At 61.8% G+C, this 17,133-nt stretch carries 14 protein-coding genes; 5 read left to right on the top strand and 9 right to left on the bottom strand.

Annotated elements, in window-relative coordinates; genetic code table 11:
• Window positions 1-3: 3 nt before the first annotated feature.
• The 3 genes from BSY240_RS19205 to BSY240_RS19195 form a co-directional block, all read right to left on the bottom strand.
• The gene (locus BSY240_RS19205; RefSeq protein ID WP_069043388.1) at window positions 4-957 is read right to left on the bottom strand and encodes a substrate-binding domain-containing protein; all 954 of its coding nucleotides are present in this window, start codon (window positions 955-957) and stop codon (window positions 4-6) included.
• A 69-nt stretch (window positions 958-1,026) separates the two neighbouring features.
• Window positions 1,027-2,037, bottom strand: coding sequence for an ABC transporter permease (locus BSY240_RS19200; RefSeq protein WP_054148148.1), 1,011 nt, complete (start codon window positions 2,035-2,037; stop codon window positions 1,027-1,029).
• Window positions 2,038-2,134: 97 nt separating this feature from the next.
• Window positions 2,135-3,661, bottom strand: coding sequence for a sugar ABC transporter ATP-binding protein (locus BSY240_RS19195; RefSeq protein WP_069043387.1), 1,527 nt, complete (start codon window positions 3,659-3,661; stop codon window positions 2,135-2,137).
• 175 nt (window positions 3,662-3,836) lie between these two features.
• Between BSY240_RS19195 and BSY240_RS19190 the strand changes: the two genes are divergently transcribed.
• Together BSY240_RS19190 and greA are read left to right on the top strand one after the other, a co-directional pair.
• Window positions 3,837-4,856, top strand: a complete 1,020-nt coding sequence (locus BSY240_RS19190) for a LacI family DNA-binding transcriptional regulator (protein ID WP_069043386.1) — start codon at window positions 3,837-3,839, stop codon at window positions 4,854-4,856.
• A gap of 116 nt (window positions 4,857-4,972) precedes the next feature.
• On the top strand, window positions 4,973-5,455 hold the full coding sequence (greA, locus tag BSY240_RS19185; RefSeq protein ID WP_069043385.1) for a transcription elongation factor GreA: 483 nt from the start codon (window positions 4,973-4,975) through the stop codon (window positions 5,453-5,455).
• Here the strand turns inward: greA and BSY240_RS19180 are convergent.
• The 6 genes from BSY240_RS19180 to BSY240_RS19155 all read right to left on the bottom strand — a co-directional run bounded on the left by BSY240_RS19180 (window position 5,452) and on the right by BSY240_RS19155 (window position 13,256).
• A complete protein-coding gene (locus BSY240_RS19180; protein ID WP_069043384.1) occupies window positions 5,452-6,033 on the bottom strand; it encodes a DedA family protein in 582 nt (193 codons plus the stop codon). The genes greA and BSY240_RS19180 overlap by 4 nt on opposite strands.
• Before the next feature lie 231 nt (window positions 6,034-6,264).
• Window positions 6,265-7,575: a xylose isomerase gene (gene xylA, locus BSY240_RS19175; protein WP_069043383.1), complete on the bottom strand. Its 1,311-nt coding sequence runs from the start codon at window positions 7,573-7,575 to the stop codon at window positions 6,265-6,267.
• A 201-nt stretch (window positions 7,576-7,776) separates the two neighbouring features.
• Window positions 7,777-9,231, bottom strand: coding sequence for a xylulokinase (gene xylB, locus BSY240_RS19170; protein ID WP_069043382.1), 1,455 nt, complete (start codon window positions 9,229-9,231; stop codon window positions 7,777-7,779).
• Window positions 9,232-9,254: 23 nt separating this feature from the next.
• The gene (locus tag BSY240_RS19165; protein ID WP_069043381.1) at window positions 9,255-10,280 is read right to left on the bottom strand and encodes a LacI family DNA-binding transcriptional regulator; all 1,026 of its coding nucleotides are present in this window, start codon (window positions 10,278-10,280) and stop codon (window positions 9,255-9,257) included.
• Window positions 10,281-10,450: 170 nt separating this feature from the next.
• On the bottom strand, window positions 10,451-12,034 hold the full coding sequence (locus BSY240_RS19160; protein ID WP_054148648.1) for a DHA2 family efflux MFS transporter permease subunit: 1,584 nt from the start codon (window positions 12,032-12,034) through the stop codon (window positions 10,451-10,453).
• Between the two features lie 34 nt (window positions 12,035-12,068).
• A complete protein-coding gene (locus BSY240_RS19155; protein ID WP_069043380.1) occupies window positions 12,069-13,256 on the bottom strand; it encodes an HlyD family secretion protein in 1,188 nt (395 codons plus the stop codon).
• A gap of 172 nt (window positions 13,257-13,428) precedes the next feature.
• Between BSY240_RS19155 and BSY240_RS19150 the strand changes: the two genes are divergently transcribed.
• From BSY240_RS19150 to BSY240_RS19140, 3 genes are all read left to right on the top strand, one after another.
• Window positions 13,429-14,097 (top strand): TetR/AcrR family transcriptional regulator, encoded by a 669-nt coding sequence (locus BSY240_RS19150; RefSeq protein ID WP_054148650.1) that lies wholly within the window; start codon window positions 13,429-13,431, stop codon window positions 14,095-14,097.
• Window positions 14,098-14,210: 113 nt separating this feature from the next.
• Window positions 14,211-14,969 (top strand): TerC family protein, encoded by a 759-nt coding sequence (locus tag BSY240_RS19145; protein WP_069043378.1) that lies wholly within the window; start codon window positions 14,211-14,213, stop codon window positions 14,967-14,969.
• Window positions 14,970-15,125: 156 nt separating this feature from the next.
• Window positions 15,126-16,895 (top strand): SLC13 family permease, encoded by a 1,770-nt coding sequence (locus tag BSY240_RS19140; RefSeq protein ID WP_054148652.1) that lies wholly within the window; start codon window positions 15,126-15,128, stop codon window positions 16,893-16,895.
• The last annotated feature ends 238 nt before the right edge of the window (window positions 16,896-17,133 follow it).

Below are 17,133 nucleotides of genomic sequence, written 5' to 3'. Positions count from 1 at the left end.
AGATCAGAACGGCGAATCCGGGAAGTAGTAGCCTTCCGCGTTCTCAGGCGTGATCAGCGTCGCGTCGAGCGTGTAGGTGCCATGCACCGGAACGCTGTCGTAGAGGGCAGCAGCCGTCAGTTCCATCGCAGTGCCGACCATCGACGGCGGATAGAGAACGTTGACCGGCACCATCTTGTCGCCGTCCATGACCTTCTTGATCATGTCCTTCGAACCGGCACCGCCGATGATGTACTGGATGTCAGTACGGCCGGCCTGTTCGATGGCCTGCAGCACGCCGACAGCCATGTCGTCATCCTGGCACCAGACCACATCGATCTTCGGGTACTTGGTGAGGTAGTCCTGCATGACCTTGAAGGCGTCGTCGCGGTTCCAGTTGCCGAACTGGCGGTCGAGGACCTTGACGTTGGAGCCTTCGATGCCCTTGTCGAAGCCATCCTGGCGCTGCTGGTCGATCGGGATCGGCATGCCGCGGATGATGACGACTTCTGCATCAGGATTGTTTTCGGCAATGTATTTGCCGGCGACTTCGCCGAGAGCGGGGTTGTTACCGGCCACGTAGAGATCGCGGACCGAATTGTCATTGACCGACGGCGCACGGTCGACGAGCGCGACGAACTTGCCGCTGTCCTTGATCTGGCGGATGGCGTTGACAAGCGGATCCGGATCCGTCGGCAGGATGACGAGCGCATCGATGCCCTGCGTCGCCAGATCCTGCACGGCATTCGCCTGACTGGACGGATCGGCAGAGGTCTTGACGACCACGTTGAGGCCGGGATGACGCTCCATCAGCTGCTTGGCGATACGTTCGGCATGATAGATGACGCCCGATGTCCAGCCATGTGTTGCGGCCGGGATCGAGACACCGATCGTCTTGGTATCCTGGGCCTGCGCCGCGCCGAAGATCGACACCAGCGCGGTCATGGCGACAGCCATACCCAAAAGTTTCTTGTGCATTGGTTTCCTCCCAAAGTGACGAGGGTCGAGTTTGAACGGACCGGGCGACCCTCCTGCCCGGCCGTTTCCTTACGCCTTGCGCGCCAGCGACCGCTGGACGAGCATCGCGATGATGATGATCGTGCCCTGGATGGCCCCGATCAGATATTCGGAGATGAAGTTCGAGAGCAGCATGATGTTGCCGACAAGCTCGAGGATGAAGGCGCCGCAGATCGTGCCCCAGACACGGCCAGCCCCGCCCTTGAGCGCCGTACCGCCGACAACGACGGCGGTGATCGCCTGCAGTTCCCAGAGGATGCCCGTGGTGGCGGACGTCGAGCCGAGGCGCGGCACGTAAAGCAGCACGGCAATGGCCACGCAAAGCCCCTGGATGACGAAGGCGATGGTGCGCACCCGGTCGACGGCAATGCCGGAATAGCGCGCGACGTCCCGGTTCGAGCCGACAGCAACGACATGACGACCGTAACGCGTGCGATAGAGCACGAGGGCGGCAATCGCGGTGACGACGAGAATGATGACGATCGGCACCGGCAGGCCGAGGATCGAGCCAAAATAGACCGGGCGGTATATCTCCTGCTGGGCTGGATCGCGCAGCGTGATCGCCCCGCCTTGGGAAAGCCATGTCGTCAGGCCACGGTAGATGCCCATCGTGCCGAGCGTGGCGATGAAGGGCTCGATCTTGCCGACGGTAGTGATCAACCCGTTGGCCAGACCGCAGAGCGAGCCGATGACGATGGCAAGCGCCATGGCTGCCGCGATCATCAGGCCGGGATCGGCAATCGCGCCGGAATTCATGAACAGGATCATCAGGCTGGCAACGAAAGCCACCATCGATCCGACGGAGAGATCAAGGTCCCCCGAGGAGATGACGAAGGTGGCACCAACGGCGATGATGGCGATGAAGGCCGAGCGCGTCGCGACATTGGCAAGGTTTGTGAGGCCGATGAAATTCGGGTTCACCAGCGCGCCGACGATCAGGAGGATCAGAAGCGCGGCGAAGGGGGCAACGGCACGCAGGTCCACATCGCGAAAGGTGCGGCGTGAGCGGCCAGGTGTGGTCGTTTCAGTCTCGGCAGTCATGGTCTTCCCGTCTCCTCCCGCACGCCTCGTTTCGAGGTCGCGCACCCTGAAGTCTTCGTGTTCAAGCCCGGTCTTGCCGCCGGGCTGATGCAATCACTCAGCTCGCCATCTGCCGTTTCAGGCCGGCGGCGTAGCGCATGATGGTCTGTTCGTTGATGTCTTCGCCCTCGAGCAAACCGACCATGCGGCCCTCGCGCATCACGGCAACCCGCGTGCACAGACCGATCACCTCGGGCATCTCAGAGGAGATGACGATGATCGAGCGGCCCTCGCGGGCGAGTGCTGCGATGAAATGATAGATCTGCTGCTTGGTCCCGACATCGATGCCGCGCGTCGGCTCATCGATGATGATGATCTGAGGCTCGACCTCCATGATCTTGGCAAGCAGCAGCTTCTGCTGATTGCCACCGGACATGCGCCCGACGCGGACCTTCTCGTCGCGCACCCGGATATCGAAGCGTCGCTTGGCCCGCGCCATCGCCTTCGCCTCGCTGCCGGGATCGAGATAGCCGTGACGCACATGGTTATCCATCGACTGCAGCGTCAGGTTCGCCGTCATGCCCTCGCCGAGCAACAAGCCCTTGCCCTTGCGATCCTTGGTCATATAGGCGAGCCCACGCCGGTTCGCTTCGCGAAAATCTCCAGCCTCCAGCACAGCACCCTTAAGCCTGACCTCGCCCGACAGACGCGGACGCAGGCCCGCCACCGCCTCCATCAGCTCCGTACGCCCCGACCCGATCAGGCCGGAAAACCCGAGCACTTCGCCGCGCTTCAGTTCGAAGCTGGCATTCCGGACGAAACCAGTCGTCAGATCCCGAACGGAAAGAACGATCTCCTCGTCGACATTGGGCTCATGTTTCGTTGGATAAAGGCTCGACAATTCACGACCGACCATAAGTTGGGCGATCGCCTCGCTGTCCAGCGCCGAGGTCGGCGCGGTCTTGACCCACTGGCCGTCGCGCAGAACCGTGACCCGGTCGGTGAGCTCCATGACCTCGTCGAGCTTGTGGGAGACGAAAACGAAACTCGTTCCCCGGGCACGCAGCTTACGCACCTGGTCAAACAACACTTCGGTCTCGTCGCGCGAGAGAACGGCCGTCGGCTCATCCATGAAAACGATCCGCGCCTTGCGGCTGATTGCCTTGGCGATCTCGACCATCTGCTTGTCGGCGACCGCCAGCGAACTGATCAGCGCATTCTCATCGATCCTGGAGCCGAGTTGATCGAGCACACGCCGCGCCTCCGCTCGCATCGTCTTGCGATCGAGCAAACCGAAACGCGTGACTTCGCGACCGAGAAACAGGCTCTCGGTGACGGTGAGATGGTCGGCGAGATTGAATTCCTGGTGGATGAGCACGATACCGAGCGCCTCGGCCGAGCCATTGGCCGGCAGCGTGACCGGTTCACCATCCAGAAGGATGCGACCGGCCGTCGCCTGCTCGAAGCCTGAGAGGATCTTCACCAGCGTCGATTTGCCGGCACCATTCTCGCCCATGAGCGCGTGAACCTCGCCCGGCAACACGTCGAAATCGACGCTGAACAGCACCTGCACGTCGCCAAATGATTTGGAGATACGCTCCGCCACGAGCACGGGTGTCCGCGCCTCGTCCCCAGCCAATGTCATGTAATCCTCCCGGCGGCTCCTCAACCGCTATGCCCTCTCTGTAAACCTTTACATGGTCGATGTAAAGGTTTACATCATCCACTCATAGGGACAATTTGTTCCCTCTCAGCTTTCGCAACCGCAGCAGTGAATGTAAGGTCTCCAACGATTCCAGACGGATAGGGGATAAAGCCGCGTGCCGGACCAAGCACCAGCGACGATCGAGGACGTGGCACGCATCGCGGAAGTGTCGATCGCGACGGTCAGTCGTGCGATCCACACCCCCGACAAGGTGGCCAAATCGACGCGCCAGCGCGTGAACCAGGCGATCGCCATCACCGGCTACACGACCAATGCCATGGCGCGCTCGCTGCGCATGGGCCGGTCGAACATGATCCTGATCCTCGCCCCCGACATCGGCGACCCCAACTTCTCTTCGACCCTGATCGGTCTCGAGAACGAAGCGCGTGCGCATGGCTTCGGCGTTCTTATCGGCCATACCCAGAACGATCCCGAGCGCGGGCTCGAATATCTGAAGTTCCTGAGTTCCGGCCAGGCGACTGGCCTCGTGCTCTTCACCGGCCATGAACCCTTCGGGCACCAGGTCATCGGCCAGCGGCTGCCGCCTTCAGTCGCCGTCTTCGAACCCGTCTTCGGCTCGAAGATCTCCTATGTCGGTGTCGATGACGTGGCGGGTGCGCGCAAGGCGGCCGAACATCTGCTCTCGGCCGGGCACCGCTCGATTGCCTTCATCGGCGACAGCAAGACGCGGCTTGGCCACCAGCGCCGCCGCCAGGGCTTCGACATTGCGCTCGATGCAGCCCGCATACCGCCTCAACACCGTTTCATCCTCGAGGGTGAAGGCACGATCGAAAGCGGGCGCCTTGCGGTGGAACAACTCTTCATGCGCGATCAGTTGCCGACCGCATTCATGTGCGTCAATGATGCTACAGCCGTCGGCGTGATCAACGGCCTGACCGCCCGCGGCTACGACCTGCCCTACGACTTCTCCGTCATCGGCTTCGACGACGTGCCCCAGGCGACCTATGTGACCCCGGCACTGACCACCATCCGCCAGCCCAGAACGGCAATCGGCCGTCAGGCCATGTCGCTGCTGATCAAGTCACTCGCCGATCGCCCGACCGAGCGCCAGGAAATCCTGCTGATGCCGGACCTGATCGTACGGGGGTCTGTGGCCGGACCGGCCAGGCGTTAACTTTGCCGCACCGCCATCCTTTGCCCATGGACCCATATTCGGTCTGGGCCGTTGACCGACATACACCTACATTGGCGGTTCCATAGCCCGCCCCAGCCAGCAATCGGAAGTCACAGATGAGTGTCGCCTTCACCAAGGAAGAAAGTTCGGAAACCGCAGCAGAAACCCATCTGCCGGATCGACCGATCTCGCCCCATCCCAACTTTGTGACGGCGTCAGGCTTCCGGCTCCTGGAGACCGACGCAGAAGAGGCGCGCGCCGCCTATCTCGCAGCACAAGCAATCGAGGACATCAACGAGCGTCGACGCCAGTCGGCCGTGCCCTATCGTGACCTAAAATACCTGACGGAACGGCTGCACAACGCCCAGATAATCCCTGACCCGGACGACAACACGGTCGTTGCCTTTGGTAGCAAGGTCACCTTCGAACGCGATGACGGCCGCGTGCAGACATACCGGATCGTCGGTGAGGACGAGGCGGACCCAAAGACGGGCTCGATCTCCTTTGTGTCGCCGGTCGCAAGCCAGCTGATGGGAAAAAGTGTCGGCGATGTGGTGACGGTCGGCGACCAGGAACTGGAGATCACCGCGATAGCTTAAAGGGCGGTCGTCGAGCGAGCTATCTGATTGATCCGCCACCATGCGAAACCCGTCAGAAGGATCAAAACCGCAAGCAAAATTACGCTTGCAAAGCCCCAGCCTGTTTTGACAGCCTCTTCAACCTGTGCGCCGAAAACGAAGCCCGCCATCACAAGGCAGATCGTCCAAACTATCGCTGATCCTGCGTTGAGAACGGTAAATCTGGCCCAGGACATTGAGCCGAGACCAATCGGAAGCGCACCGATGGTGCGCATGCCCTTGGGATATCTGTAAATGAAGATGTAAGCCCAGCCGTATTTTGCAATTAAGGCTGTGGCGCCCGCATGGGCCTTTTCAGCAAAGCGCCACCTCTTCAGCCAAGCGTCCCCGTATCGTCTGGCGATGAAGAACCGTGCTTCGTCACCCAGGTAACCTCCCGCGAAAGTCACGACCAAAACAAGGGGCAAATCCAAAGCTTGTGTTTGGGCCGCATAGCCGGCGAACAAGGGGAGACTACCGCTTTTCAACATGCAGTATGCAAAAAGCAGGATGTAGATCCATGTCCCGTATTCTCTTATGAGATCAGACAAACCGTCCATATCACTTCACCAGGCCAATCCAAGGAACGCACACATCCAGTCCCAGTCTACGGCCTGTACGCTCTCCTGGATTTTTTTCGCGTGATCCTTGAGCGCAGGCTTGTCGATGACAAGCTCCTTTGTTGGCGCGACCAGTGTGACTGCGGGGTGCTGGAACAGTCTGTCTCATTCAATGAACAGGGCCAGGACGCTTGCGCGCCCCGGCCCCTTTCTCATTGAAAATACCCGAGATCAAACGTAGCGATTGACCACGTTTTCCAGCAGCTCCTGCTTGCCGGACACCGGTTGCGGGTTGACGTTCTGGGCTTCGACGCGGGCAGCGATCGCATCGAGGCTTTCTTCGCCGCGCAGCATCTTCTGGTTCTCGGCCTTGTCCCAACCGGCATAACGCGAGCCGAGCGGGGCGGACAGCGCCTTGTCCTCGACCATCTTCGCCGCTGCCTTCAGGCCACGGGCGCAGCAGTCCATACCGCCGATGTGACCGATCAACAGGTCTTCGGCGTCGAGCGACTGACGACGCAGCTTGGCGTCGAAGTTCGTGCCACCCGTGGTGAAGCCGCCGGCCTGCAGGACCTGGTAGTAAGCCAGCGCCATTTCCGGAACATTGTTCGGGAACTGGTCGGTATCCCAGCCGGACTGGTAGTCGTTGCGGTTCATGTCGATCGAGCCGAAGATGCCGAGCGCATTGGCAAGTGCCAGTTCGTGCTCGAACGAGTGGCCGGCGAGGATCGCGTGGCCCTGCTCGATATTGACCTTCACTTCGTTTTCGAGGCCGTAACGCTTCAGGAAGCCGTAAACGGTCGCGACGTCGTAGTCATACTGGTGCTTCGACGGCTCCTGCGGCTTCGGCTCGATCAGGATCGCGCCCTTGAAGCCGATCTTGTGCTTGTATTCGACGACAAGGTTGAGGAAGCGGCCCATCTGGTCGAGTTCGCGTCCGAGGTCGGTGTTGAGCAGGGTCTCATAGCCCTCGCGGCCGCCCCAGAGTACGTAGTTCTCGCCGCCGAGCTTCAGCGTAGCGTCCATGCAGGTCTTCACGGTCGCAGCGGCAAAGGCGAAAACGTCAGGATCCGGATTGGTCGCAGCGCCCGACATATAGCGGCGATGCGAGAACATGTTCGCCGTGCCCCAGAGAAGCTTGACGCCGGTCTCGGCCTGCTTCTGAGCGAAGTAGTCGACGATCTCGTTCAGGTTCTTGGTGTTCTCGACGAAGCTCGCGCCCTCGGGGCGAACGTCGGCGTCGTGGAAGCAGTAGTAAGGCGTGCCGAGCAGCTGGAAGAATTCGAAGGCAACATCGGCCTTCATCTTCGCCGCGGCCATCGTGTCCTGAAACCAGGGACGCTCGAATGTATTTCCGCCAAACGGATCGGTGCCGGGCCAGACGAAGGTGTGCCAATAGGCGATGGCAAAGCGCAGATGGTCTTCCATGCGCTTGCCAAGGACGACTTCGTCCGGATTGTAGTGGCGGAAGGCCAGCGGGTTTGTGCTGCCTTCGCCTTCATATTTGATCTTCTGGATATTGCCGAAGAAACCTGTGCTCATGGGTAGTCCTCCTTGGTGTGTTGTAACCACCCTCCCCTTGAGGGGGAGGGTCGGACCGCAAGGTCCGGGGTGGGGTGATGCGGCGGGTGGGGTTCCCCCTCACCCTGCCCTCTCCCCGCTGGGGAGAGGAGAATGTCAGCGCGTGCCGCTTGTCTCTTCTCCCCAGCGGGGAGAAGGTGCCGGCAGGCGGATGAGGGGGCGTCAGCTGCCGAGGGAACGGATGACCGGATAAAGCGCCCGGTAGCGGCCGTAAGCCGTCTCGTAAGCCGACGTCAGCGCCTTGACCGGCTCAACAGTCTCCGCCGTCTCGGGCGCCGTGCAGACCGAAAGCGGATCCGCCCCCGTCGCCGCAATCAGCCCGAGCCGTGCCGCCCCGAATGCAGCACCGAAATCACCGTCGGCGGGAATGTCGACCGGCATATCAAGCGCGGTGGCGATCGAAGACAGCCAGTAGCGGGAACGCGAGCCACCGCCGATCGCCGTCACCCGGTCGATCTTGGTGCCGGCGGATTTCAAGGCTTCCAGGCTGTCACGGATGGCAAAGGTGACGCCTTCCAGCACCGCCTGGGTCAGCACGGCCCGATCGCTCTCATGACCGAGACCGATGAAGGCGCCGCGGATCTTGGCGTCGTTGTGCGGCGTGCGTTCGCCCGAGAGATAGGGAAGGAAAGTAACCCCGGTGGGCGCCTTCAAGGTATCACCCAGTTCGGCGGTCAGCTCGCCAGCCGACTTGCCGGTCACGCCGGAATGCCAGTTGAGCGCGTCGGTGGCCGACAGGATGACGCCCATCTGGTGCCAGGTCCTGGGCAGCGCGTGGCAAAACGCATGCACGGCACTTTCCGGCTTCGGCAGATAGGAGGCGTTGGCCGCGAAGAGCACGCCCGACGTGCCGAGCGAGACGAAGGCCTGGCCTTCGGCAACCGTGCCCATGCCACAGGCCGAGGCCGCATTGTCCCCTGCCCCGCCGGCCACGACGACGTCGGAGCCAAGGCCCCATTTCTCGGCGAGCTCGGCGCGCAGTGTGCCGGCGCGATCCGTGCCCTCGACGAGGCCGGGCATCTGCTCGACGGCCAGACCCGTCGCTTCGAGCAACTCGCTCGACCAGGCCCGCTTGCCCGTATCGAGCCAGCTCGTGCCGGCCGAATCCGACATGTCGGAGAGATACTCGCCCGTTAGCCAGAGCCGCAGGTAATCCTTCGGCAACAACACCTTCGCCACCCGGGCAAAGATGTCGGGTTCATTGTTCTTCACCCAGGCAAGCTTCGGGGCCGTGAAGCCCGGGAAAACGATATTGCCGGTCAGCGCGCGGAAGCGCGGATCGGCGTCAAGGCTCGCTGCTTCCGCATGGCTGCGCGTGTCGTTCCAGAGAATGCAGGGCCGAAGCACCTGGTCCTTGGCGTCGATGAGCGTCGCGCCATGCATATGGCCGGAAAGTCCGATGCCCTTGACCGCCGCAAGCTCCTTGGGATGCGACGCCTTTAACGCCGCGACCGCCTCCTCCGTCGCCTTGAGCCAGTCGCCGGGCGCCTGTTCCGACCAGCCCGGATGCGGCCGCTGCACGGTGAGACCGGCATGACCGACACCGACCACCTTCTGGTCGCCGTCGATCAGCATCGCCTTGACGCTGGATGTGCCGAGATCCAATCCGAGATACATGGGTGTCCTCCAATCCTCTGCCTTCAGGGCAGATTGTCCTTCAAGAATATGTCGATACGAATGCGCTCCTGGGCGGCGACGACAGGCAACCCGTCGGCCTTGGCCTTCAAGACACGAATGGCACTGCGCACCTCGTGGCCGGCATCCTGATTGAGCACGGCATCGATGAGGCCCGCTTGGAGCGCCACGCGCGTCGTCTCCGTCAGCTCATGGGCAATCACGACCGGACGGCGCTCAGGCGACAGACGGTCCAACGCCCGGACGAGACCCCGATTGCCGGCCCCCAGGCTGTAGAGTGCAACGATGTCGCTGCGGCTTGCAAAAAGGTTGGCGACCAACTGCTCGACGACATCGGGATCGTCCCGACCTTCGAGCACCGGCTGCAAGGCAAGCGTGGGAAAGTCCGCAGCCATCACGGCGGCGAAGGCATCGCAGCGCTCACGATGGTCGCGCACCAGCATGGAGCCCGCGAGCACCGCGACCGTACCACTGCGACCACCGGCGAACCGTCCAAGCAGGCTCGCAGCCGTCCGCCCGGCAGCCGTATTGTCGATCCCGGCATAATGATCTCGCTCTGCGCCCGAGAGATCCGAGACCAGGGTGACAAGCGGAATGCCACTCTCTGAAATCTCGGCCGCAGCCGCGGCAACCTCGGGAGCATCGACAGCGACGAAGGCAATGCCCGCCGGCTCTTCCATTACCGCCTGCCTGAGAGCGGCAGCAAGCGCTGCGGCATCGAAAGCCGGCACGTCGACCAACCGGATCGAGATGCGCTCGACGCCGGCACGTGCGCTTGCCTCTTCGAGCGCAAGCCTCAAGCCCCGCATGAAGGAATTGTCGTTCGAGGGAATGATGAATGTCAGCGGATAGACACGCCCCTTGGCAAGGTTCGCCGCCGCCACGTCGCGGACGAAGCCGAGCTCGCTGACAGCCTGATCCACCTTCTCCCGGGTCCGCGCGCTCACCCCCGGCCGACGGTTCAAAACCCGATCGACGGTGGCAAGGCTGACGCCCGCACGGCTCGCAATGTCATGGACAGTCGGCTTCATTCTCTCCTCCGGCGCCTGTCCTACACCGACGAATGAGGTACGTAAATCAGAATTTGACGTACGTACCTCTTTCGCTCGAAAAAAAGAGACCGCCTCAACATGTGAGGCGGTCTGAGCCTTGGAGATCAAGGGAGAGCCTGAACCTGCAAGCTTACCCGGGCATGGTGGTGTCAATGGCCAGCGCCAGCGGGTGCCGCACCCTTCGGCTTCTTGAGAAGCAGCACCATGAAGACCAGCGCAACGAAGAGCACCGTCAGCCCCATGAACACATCCATGAAGGAGAGAAGCCAGGCCTGCTGCGTCACCACACCCGACAGTTTCTTGATCGCCACCGCCGTGCCATCAAGGCCATAACTGTCATAGTTGGCGCCGACACTGGCGAGCCAGTCTAGAGCCGCCTGATTGCCCCAGGAAAGCTGCTCGGAAAGCCGCGCATAATGGTCGTCGGATCTCTGCGTCAGCATGGTGTTGATGATCGCAAGCCCGACCGCACCGCCGAGGTTTCGAGTCAGATTGAAAAGGCCGGAAGCGTTCTTGATGCGGTCCGGCGGCAGCGTGCCGAGCGCCAGGTTGTTGATCGGCACCATGCAGATCATCAGCGAGCAACCACGCAGGATCTGAGGCACCAGGAGTTCGTAGAAGTCCCAGTCTGCCGTAATCCCGGTCATCATGTAGGTACCAAGCGCGAAGCCGGAAAAACCGATCATCATCATCACGCGCGGATCGAGCTTGTTCGACAGTGCGCCCGCCACCGGCGCGGTGAGGAACATCGCGGCACCCGAGACGAACATGGTCTCGCCGATCATCAGCGAGTCGTAACCTCTGATACGCCCGAGATAGAGGGGGTAGAGATAGGTAAGACCATAGAGGCCGACACCCATGACGAAGGAAAACAGCGAGCCGAAGGCGAAGTTGGCATTGGAGAAGGCGCGCAGGTCCACGACCGGCAACTCGACCTTGAAGACGCGCCAGAAGAAGATCGCCCCGCCGATCACCATAGCGACGGTGCCGAGCACGATATGGTGGTCGTTGAACCAGTCCTTGTTGTTGCCCTCCTCCAGCACGAATTCCATCGTGCCGAGGAAGACCGCCATCGAGGCCAGTCCCCACCAGTCGAACTTCTTCAGAAGCTTGAGATCAGGCTTGTCGAAATCGATCAGGCTCCAGGCTGCAGCAGCGACCAGGATCCCCGGGATCACATTGATCAAGAACAGCCAGTGCCACGACATGGCATGGCTGATGTAACCGCCGATCGTCGGGCCGATCGTCGGCGCGAGTGTGGCGACAAGACCGACCATCGGCGAGACGATGTTGCGCTTGGACGGCGGGAAGATGGTGAACGCAGCCGCGAAGACGGACGGGATCATGCCACCGCCGATGAAGCCCTGGATCGCGCGGTAGACGATCATCTGCTCGATATTGGTGGCCGTGGCGCAGAGAGCACTGGCGAGCGTGAAGCCCGCCGCACAAAAGGTGAAGAGCACACGGGTCGAAACGATCCGGGCCAGCACGCCGGACAGCGGGATCATGATCACTTCGGCGATCAGATAGGAGGTCTGCACCCAGGCAACCTCGTCGGATCCAGCGCCGAGACCGGCCTGGATTTCCGCAAGCGAGGCCGAAACGATCTGGATGTCGAGGATCGACATGAACATGCCGAACACCATCGCCAGGAAGGCGAAGACGCGTTTCGGATCCATCCGCTCCTCGGCAGGTGCCGAGGGCGCGATGGCTGTTGAGGTGATTGCGGCCATGACACGGCCCTTTCGATAACGTCAGCCGGTGGTGTTACTTCGCGGCAAGCGCCTGGCCCTCGGGGGCCGTGCGGGTGTCGACGTCGACGATAACGCTGAGGCCGGCACGCAGATGGCCGCCGGCAAGCGCTTCCTTGGGCAGCGCAATGCGGACAGGCACGCGCTGGACAACCTTGGTGAAGTTGCCGGTGGCGTTTTCCGCCGGCAGCATGGAGAAGATGGCGCCGGAGGCCGGAGCGATCGAGGTCACCGTACCTTCGAGCGCATCGTCGCCATAGGCATCGACATGGATTGACACCTTGGAACCCGGCACCAGATGCGCGATCTGGGTTTCCTTGAAGTTCGCCTCGATATAGAGCTGGCTGGTCGGAACCAGAGCCGCCAGACGTTTGCCGGCCGAGACGAGATCTCCTGATTGAACCGAGAGGTTGCCGATCACGCCATCATAGGGTGCCTTGAGCACGGTGAAATCGAGGTCACGCCTGGCTTTCGCCACCACCTGATCCTGCACCTTCACGGCGTTCACCGCCTCATCGCGCTGCGCCTTGAGGATCGAAAGATTGGCCTCGGCCGAAGCGACTGCGGCCTGACCGGCCACCAGATTGGCGCGGGCCTGATCGAGGGCGACCTTGGCATTGTCGAGATCGGCGGTGGTGCCGACACTCTTGGCAGCAAGCTCGCTCGCGCGCTTTTCCGTGATTTCGGCGCCCCGAACCGCAGCCTCCAGAGAGCCAAGCTGCGCCTGTGCCTGCGCGACGCTCGCCTGACCGCCGACGATCTGCGCATCGATGCGGGCGATCGCAAGCTCGGAGCTCTGCTTGCCGGCAACAGCCTGATCATAGGCGATCTGGTAGTCGCCGCCATCGAGGGTCACAAGCGGATCGCCGGCACGGACGACCTGGTTGCTGGCGACGTTGACCTTCTCGACATAGCCGGAAACCTTAGGCGAGATGATCGCAATGTCACCTTCGATATAGGCGTCGTCGGTCGACACCATGAAGCGACCATCGGTCCACCATTGGTAGCCGTACCAGGCACCGCCTGCAAGCATTGCAGCAAGGATAACCGGCAGCACAGTGCTGCGGCGTTTCGACTTGGAGGCAGCCGCTTCTTGCGGCGGATGGGGGTCCCCTGCATCCATCTCCGTCAGGGGCGCAGCCTCATTCCTGTCGACTGGAGTTGAAGTGGAACGAAGGGCGGTGGATCTTGGCGTCGCTGACATGATATGGACCGGAGATTGGTGAACTCTCTCGAACTGAACCGTTCGGTTCGATTGACATAGAGCCTTTTTTGTCCCATATCAAGAGGCAGAAACGGGCCTTGGAGACGAGGCCGCGCAACGCAGTTAATTTTTTGTCGGTCAGGAAATGTCGAAACAAGAGCAGGAAATCGCCATGACGCCGCCCTCCTACCCCGTCGCCGGGGTGGGTCGCTTCGCTGCGGGCGCTGATCCGGTCAAGCGGGGACAGATCCTGGATGGGGCCAAGCGGGTCTTTATGAAGCTCGGCTACGATGCCGCAAGCATGAATGACGTCACCCGCGAGGCAGGCGTCTCGAAAGGCACCATCTACGTCTATTTCCAGAGCAAGGAGGATCTGTTCGGCGCTCTGGTCGAGCGTGAGAAGAGCGCCTTTGATGCCGCTATCCGACAGATCCTCGAAGAAAGCACCCATGTCGAGGAAGGCCTGCGGCGCTACGCGCTCGCCCACGCGCATTTCATTCTCGACACGGAGATGATCCCGACGATGCGTATCCTGATGGGTGTGCTCGACCGGATGCCGACGCTCTGTCAGCGCTTCTTTGCTTCGTCGCCCACCAACATCAAGGTGCTGCTGCAGGACTATATTGCTGCGGCCAACGAAAAGGGCGAACTCTCGGTCGAAGACAGCGATCTGGCAGCACGCCAATTCATCGACATGTCAACGGCAGGCTATTTCAAGAAGCGCCTGTTCAACGACATCCCCGTGCGACCCGACGACAAGGAGATCGCACGCGTGGTGGAATCCGGCCTTCGTATGTTCATGAACTTCTACGGCCCGAAAAGCCCCGAGTCCCAGGGCTGATCTGCGACGGAACTTTTCTCCGCGCACGGACTTTAATTCGCTGCTTGCCACTGCTCGGGATATGGCTCATGTCCTGGGCTCCCTCGTCCGCTTGATCAGCACGGAAGCCACTCATGGACAATATCAGCGCTCTCCTCCAGGACCCCGCCGCCTGGGTCGCACTCGTGACGCTCGTCGTCATGGAGATCGTGCTCGGCATCGACAACCTCATCTTCATCTCGATCCTGACCAACAAGCTGCCCGCCGAGATGCGCGAAAAGGCGCGCCGTATCGGCATTGGGCTTGCTCTTGTCATGCGTCTCGCCCTGCTCGGCACGGTCGCCTGGATCGTCCAGTTGACCACGCCCGTCTTCGAGCTCTTTGGCCAAGGCTTCTCTTGGAAGGACATGATCCTGATCGCCGGCGGCCTCTTTCTTGTCTGGAAGGCGACGAAAGAAATCCACCACGCCGTCGACCCCGTCGACAAGGAAGAGGACTTCATCGCCTCCACCGCATCCACGACCTTCGCGAGCGCCATTGGCCAGATCTTGCTGCTCGACCTCGTCTTCTCGATCGACAGCATTATTACAGCCGTCGGCATGACACCGCATGTCCCGATCATGGTCGTCGCCGTGGTTGCGGCCGTGACCGTCATGCTGGTTGCCGCGACCCCGCTTGCCAACTTCATCGAGAAGAACCCGACCATCGTCATGCTGGCACTGGCATTCCTGATGATGATTGGCATGACCTTGATCGCCGAGGGCATGGGCTTCCATGTGCCCAAGGGTTATGTCTATGCTGCCATGGCTTTCTCGGCACTCGTCGAGGTGCTCAACATGTTTGCACGACGCAAACGCGAGCGGGATCGCCTGCAGAAAGCCGTCGTGCACTGACTGGCAGCGGCAACCGAACGCTCGAACAGAAATGGCCCGTCCTGACGATGGGCCATTTTGCTGTCGAACGTTAAGCGCGGGAACCGGTCGGCCCTTGCCAGACTTCAAGCAAGCTCCTACGCCTTCCAGATCACGCCAGCATCGTGCCGGAGCGCCATGACCTACGAGCAGATCCTCGCCTTTGGCATCATCGCCATCATGATGGCGGCCTTCCTGTGGGAAAAATTCCGCTACGACGTGATCGCCTGCTGCGCCCTCGTGGCCGCCGTCGCCGTCGGGCTGGTGCCGGCAGGCGAGGCTTTCTCCGGCTTTTCGGATGATCTCGTCATCATCGTCGGCAGCGCTCTCGTGGTCAGCGCCGGCGTCGCGCGGTCGGGCGTCGTGGACCTCGCCATCAAGCGCTTCTTTCCTGCCTTGACCTCACTGCACGGCCAGATGCTGCTCCTGCTGGTGACGGTAACGGTCCTGTCCGCCTTCATCAAGAACATCGGCGCACTGGCGATCATGATGCCCGTCGCCTTCCAGTTCGCCCGCCGGTCCAATGTCCCACCATCGGTCTTTCTGATGCCGATGGCCTTTTCGGCCTTGCTTGGCGGGCTCATGACACAGATCGGCACCTCGCCGAACATCGCGGTGTCGCGGCTGCGCGAGGAGCTGACCGGCCAGTCTTTCACCATGTTCGACTTCACCCCGGTCGGCGCGACGCTTGCAGCCGCCGGCATCGTCTTCCTGATCTTCTTCTACTGGCTGGTCCCCCGTCGTGAGAACCAGAACCCGTCACTGCAGGAAGCACTGGAAAGTTCGAGCTTTGCCACGGAAGCGATGATCACCCGGCAATCGCCCTTTGCCGGCAAGACCCTGCATCACCTTTTGCAGACCGCGCATGGCGAGGTGACCGCCAGCGCGATCCTGCGCGGACACACGCGCCTCTCGCCCTTCCCCGACGTGCTTTTGCACGAAGAAGACACGCTTCTTCTGGAAGGACCATCGGAGGCGCTTGACCGCATTGTGTCCCAGGGCAATCTGAGCCTTTCCGGCAGCACCGAGCGCGATCGCAAGAAGCGTGGCGATATCTCGTCGGTCGAGGCCGTGATCGGTCGAGGCTCACCGCTGATCGGCCAGACAACCAGCGAGCTGTCTTTGGTCCATACCTATGGCGTCAATCTTCTGGCGGTCAGCCGCCAGGGCAAGCGCATCCGGGAACGTCTCGGCCAGCTGACGCTACGCTCCGGCGACGTGGTACTGCTTCAGGGCCTACGCCAGCAGATGCCCTCCATCCTGACCGAACTCGGCTGCCTGCCGCTCGCCGAACGGGAAATCCTGCTCGGAACGAGCCGTAACATCTTCATCCCCCTCGCGATCCTGGTGGTCGCAATGGGTGCCACCGCGCTTGGCCTTGCCCCTGTCGCGATCGCCTTCTTCGCCGCAGCCCTTGCCATGGTCGCCTTCGGTGTCATTCCGGTCAGCGAGGTCTATCGCGCCGTCGACGGACCGATCCTCGTGATGCTCGCGGCGCTCATACCCGTGGCCGATACCTTGCGCACGTCAGGTGGCAGCGACGTGATCGCCGGCTGGCTGAACGCCGCAGCCGGCGGCATGCCCGTCTGGGGTGCGGTGGCGATGATCCTGCTGACGGCGATGGCCGTTACGCCTTTCCTCAACAATGCCGCGACAGTTCTCGTGATGGCGCCGATTGCCGCAAGCTTTGCCACTGGCCTCGGCTACAAGCCGGAGGCGTTCCTGATGGCAGTTGCCATTGGTGCGGGCTGCGATTTCCTCACTCCGATCGGCCACCAGTGCAACACGCTGGTCATGGGTCCGGGCGGCTATCGCTTCTCGGACTATCCGAGGCTTGGGCTACCCCTCTCCATCCTCATCGTACTGGTCTCGGTGCCAACCCTGCTGATGGTCTGGCCGGTCAGCTGATCCGGCCAGGGCGCGGAAAATTAACACAAAGAAAAACCTGCGTCGGCGGGACGCAGGTTTTCCTTGGGGGCGGGGACTTGGGGAGAGCGCAGGCCGGACGGTTAAGGGGCTCGTCTGCCATTTCGTTGGCCACGGAAAGAAACCGGAAAAACTCCCGTGTTCCCCATATCCCGTCGCGTCCGGTTGGCACGGCCTGCGCTCTGTCATAAGAACGCGGCTTACGCCTTCCGGTTCCGGG

Source organism: Agrobacterium sp. RAC06 (assembly GCF_001713475.1).
Lineage (GTDB): Bacteria > Pseudomonadota > Alphaproteobacteria > Rhizobiales > Rhizobiaceae > Allorhizobium.
This window is presented reverse-complemented; position numbering and strand designations above follow the sequence as displayed.

Excerpts from the sequence above, each read along its gene's own strand:
- BSY240_RS19150 (WP_054148650.1), top strand. The coding sequence starts at position 13,429 with ATGACGCCGCCCTCCTACCCCGTCGCCGGGGTGGGTCGCTTCGCTGCG.
- BSY240_RS19140 (WP_054148652.1), top strand. The coding sequence starts at position 15,126 with ATGACCTACGAGCAGATCCTCGCCTTTGGCATCATCGCCATCATGATG.
- BSY240_RS19180 (WP_069043384.1), bottom strand. The coding sequence starts at position 6,033 with ATGGACGGTTTGTCTGATCTCATAAGAGAATACGGGACATGGATCTAC.
- BSY240_RS19145 (WP_069043378.1), top strand. The coding sequence starts at position 14,211 with ATGGACAATATCAGCGCTCTCCTCCAGGACCCCGCCGCCTGGGTCGCA.
- xylA (WP_069043383.1), bottom strand. The coding sequence starts at position 7,575 with ATGAGCACAGGTTTCTTCGGCAATATCCAGAAGATCAAATATGAAGGC.
- BSY240_RS19205 (WP_069043388.1), bottom strand. The coding sequence starts at position 957 with ATGCACAAGAAACTTTTGGGTATGGCTGTCGCCATGACCGCGCTGGTG.
- BSY240_RS19165 (WP_069043381.1), bottom strand. The coding sequence starts at position 10,280 with ATGAAGCCGACTGTCCATGACATTGCGAGCCGTGCGGGCGTCAGCCTT.
- xylB (WP_069043382.1), bottom strand. The coding sequence starts at position 9,231 with ATGTATCTCGGATTGGATCTCGGCACATCCAGCGTCAAGGCGATGCTG.
- BSY240_RS19195 (WP_069043387.1), bottom strand. The coding sequence starts at position 3,661 with ATGACATTGGCTGGGGACGAGGCGCGGACACCCGTGCTCGTGGCGGAG.
- BSY240_RS19200 (WP_054148148.1), bottom strand. The coding sequence starts at position 2,037 with ATGACTGCCGAGACTGAAACGACCACACCTGGCCGCTCACGCCGCACC.
- BSY240_RS19155 (WP_069043380.1), bottom strand. The coding sequence starts at position 13,256 with ATGTCAGCGACGCCAAGATCCACCGCCCTTCGTTCCACTTCAACTCCA.
- BSY240_RS19160 (WP_054148648.1), bottom strand. The coding sequence starts at position 12,034 with ATGGCCGCAATCACCTCAACAGCCATCGCGCCCTCGGCACCTGCCGAG.
- greA (WP_069043385.1), top strand. The coding sequence starts at position 4,973 with ATGAGTGTCGCCTTCACCAAGGAAGAAAGTTCGGAAACCGCAGCAGAA.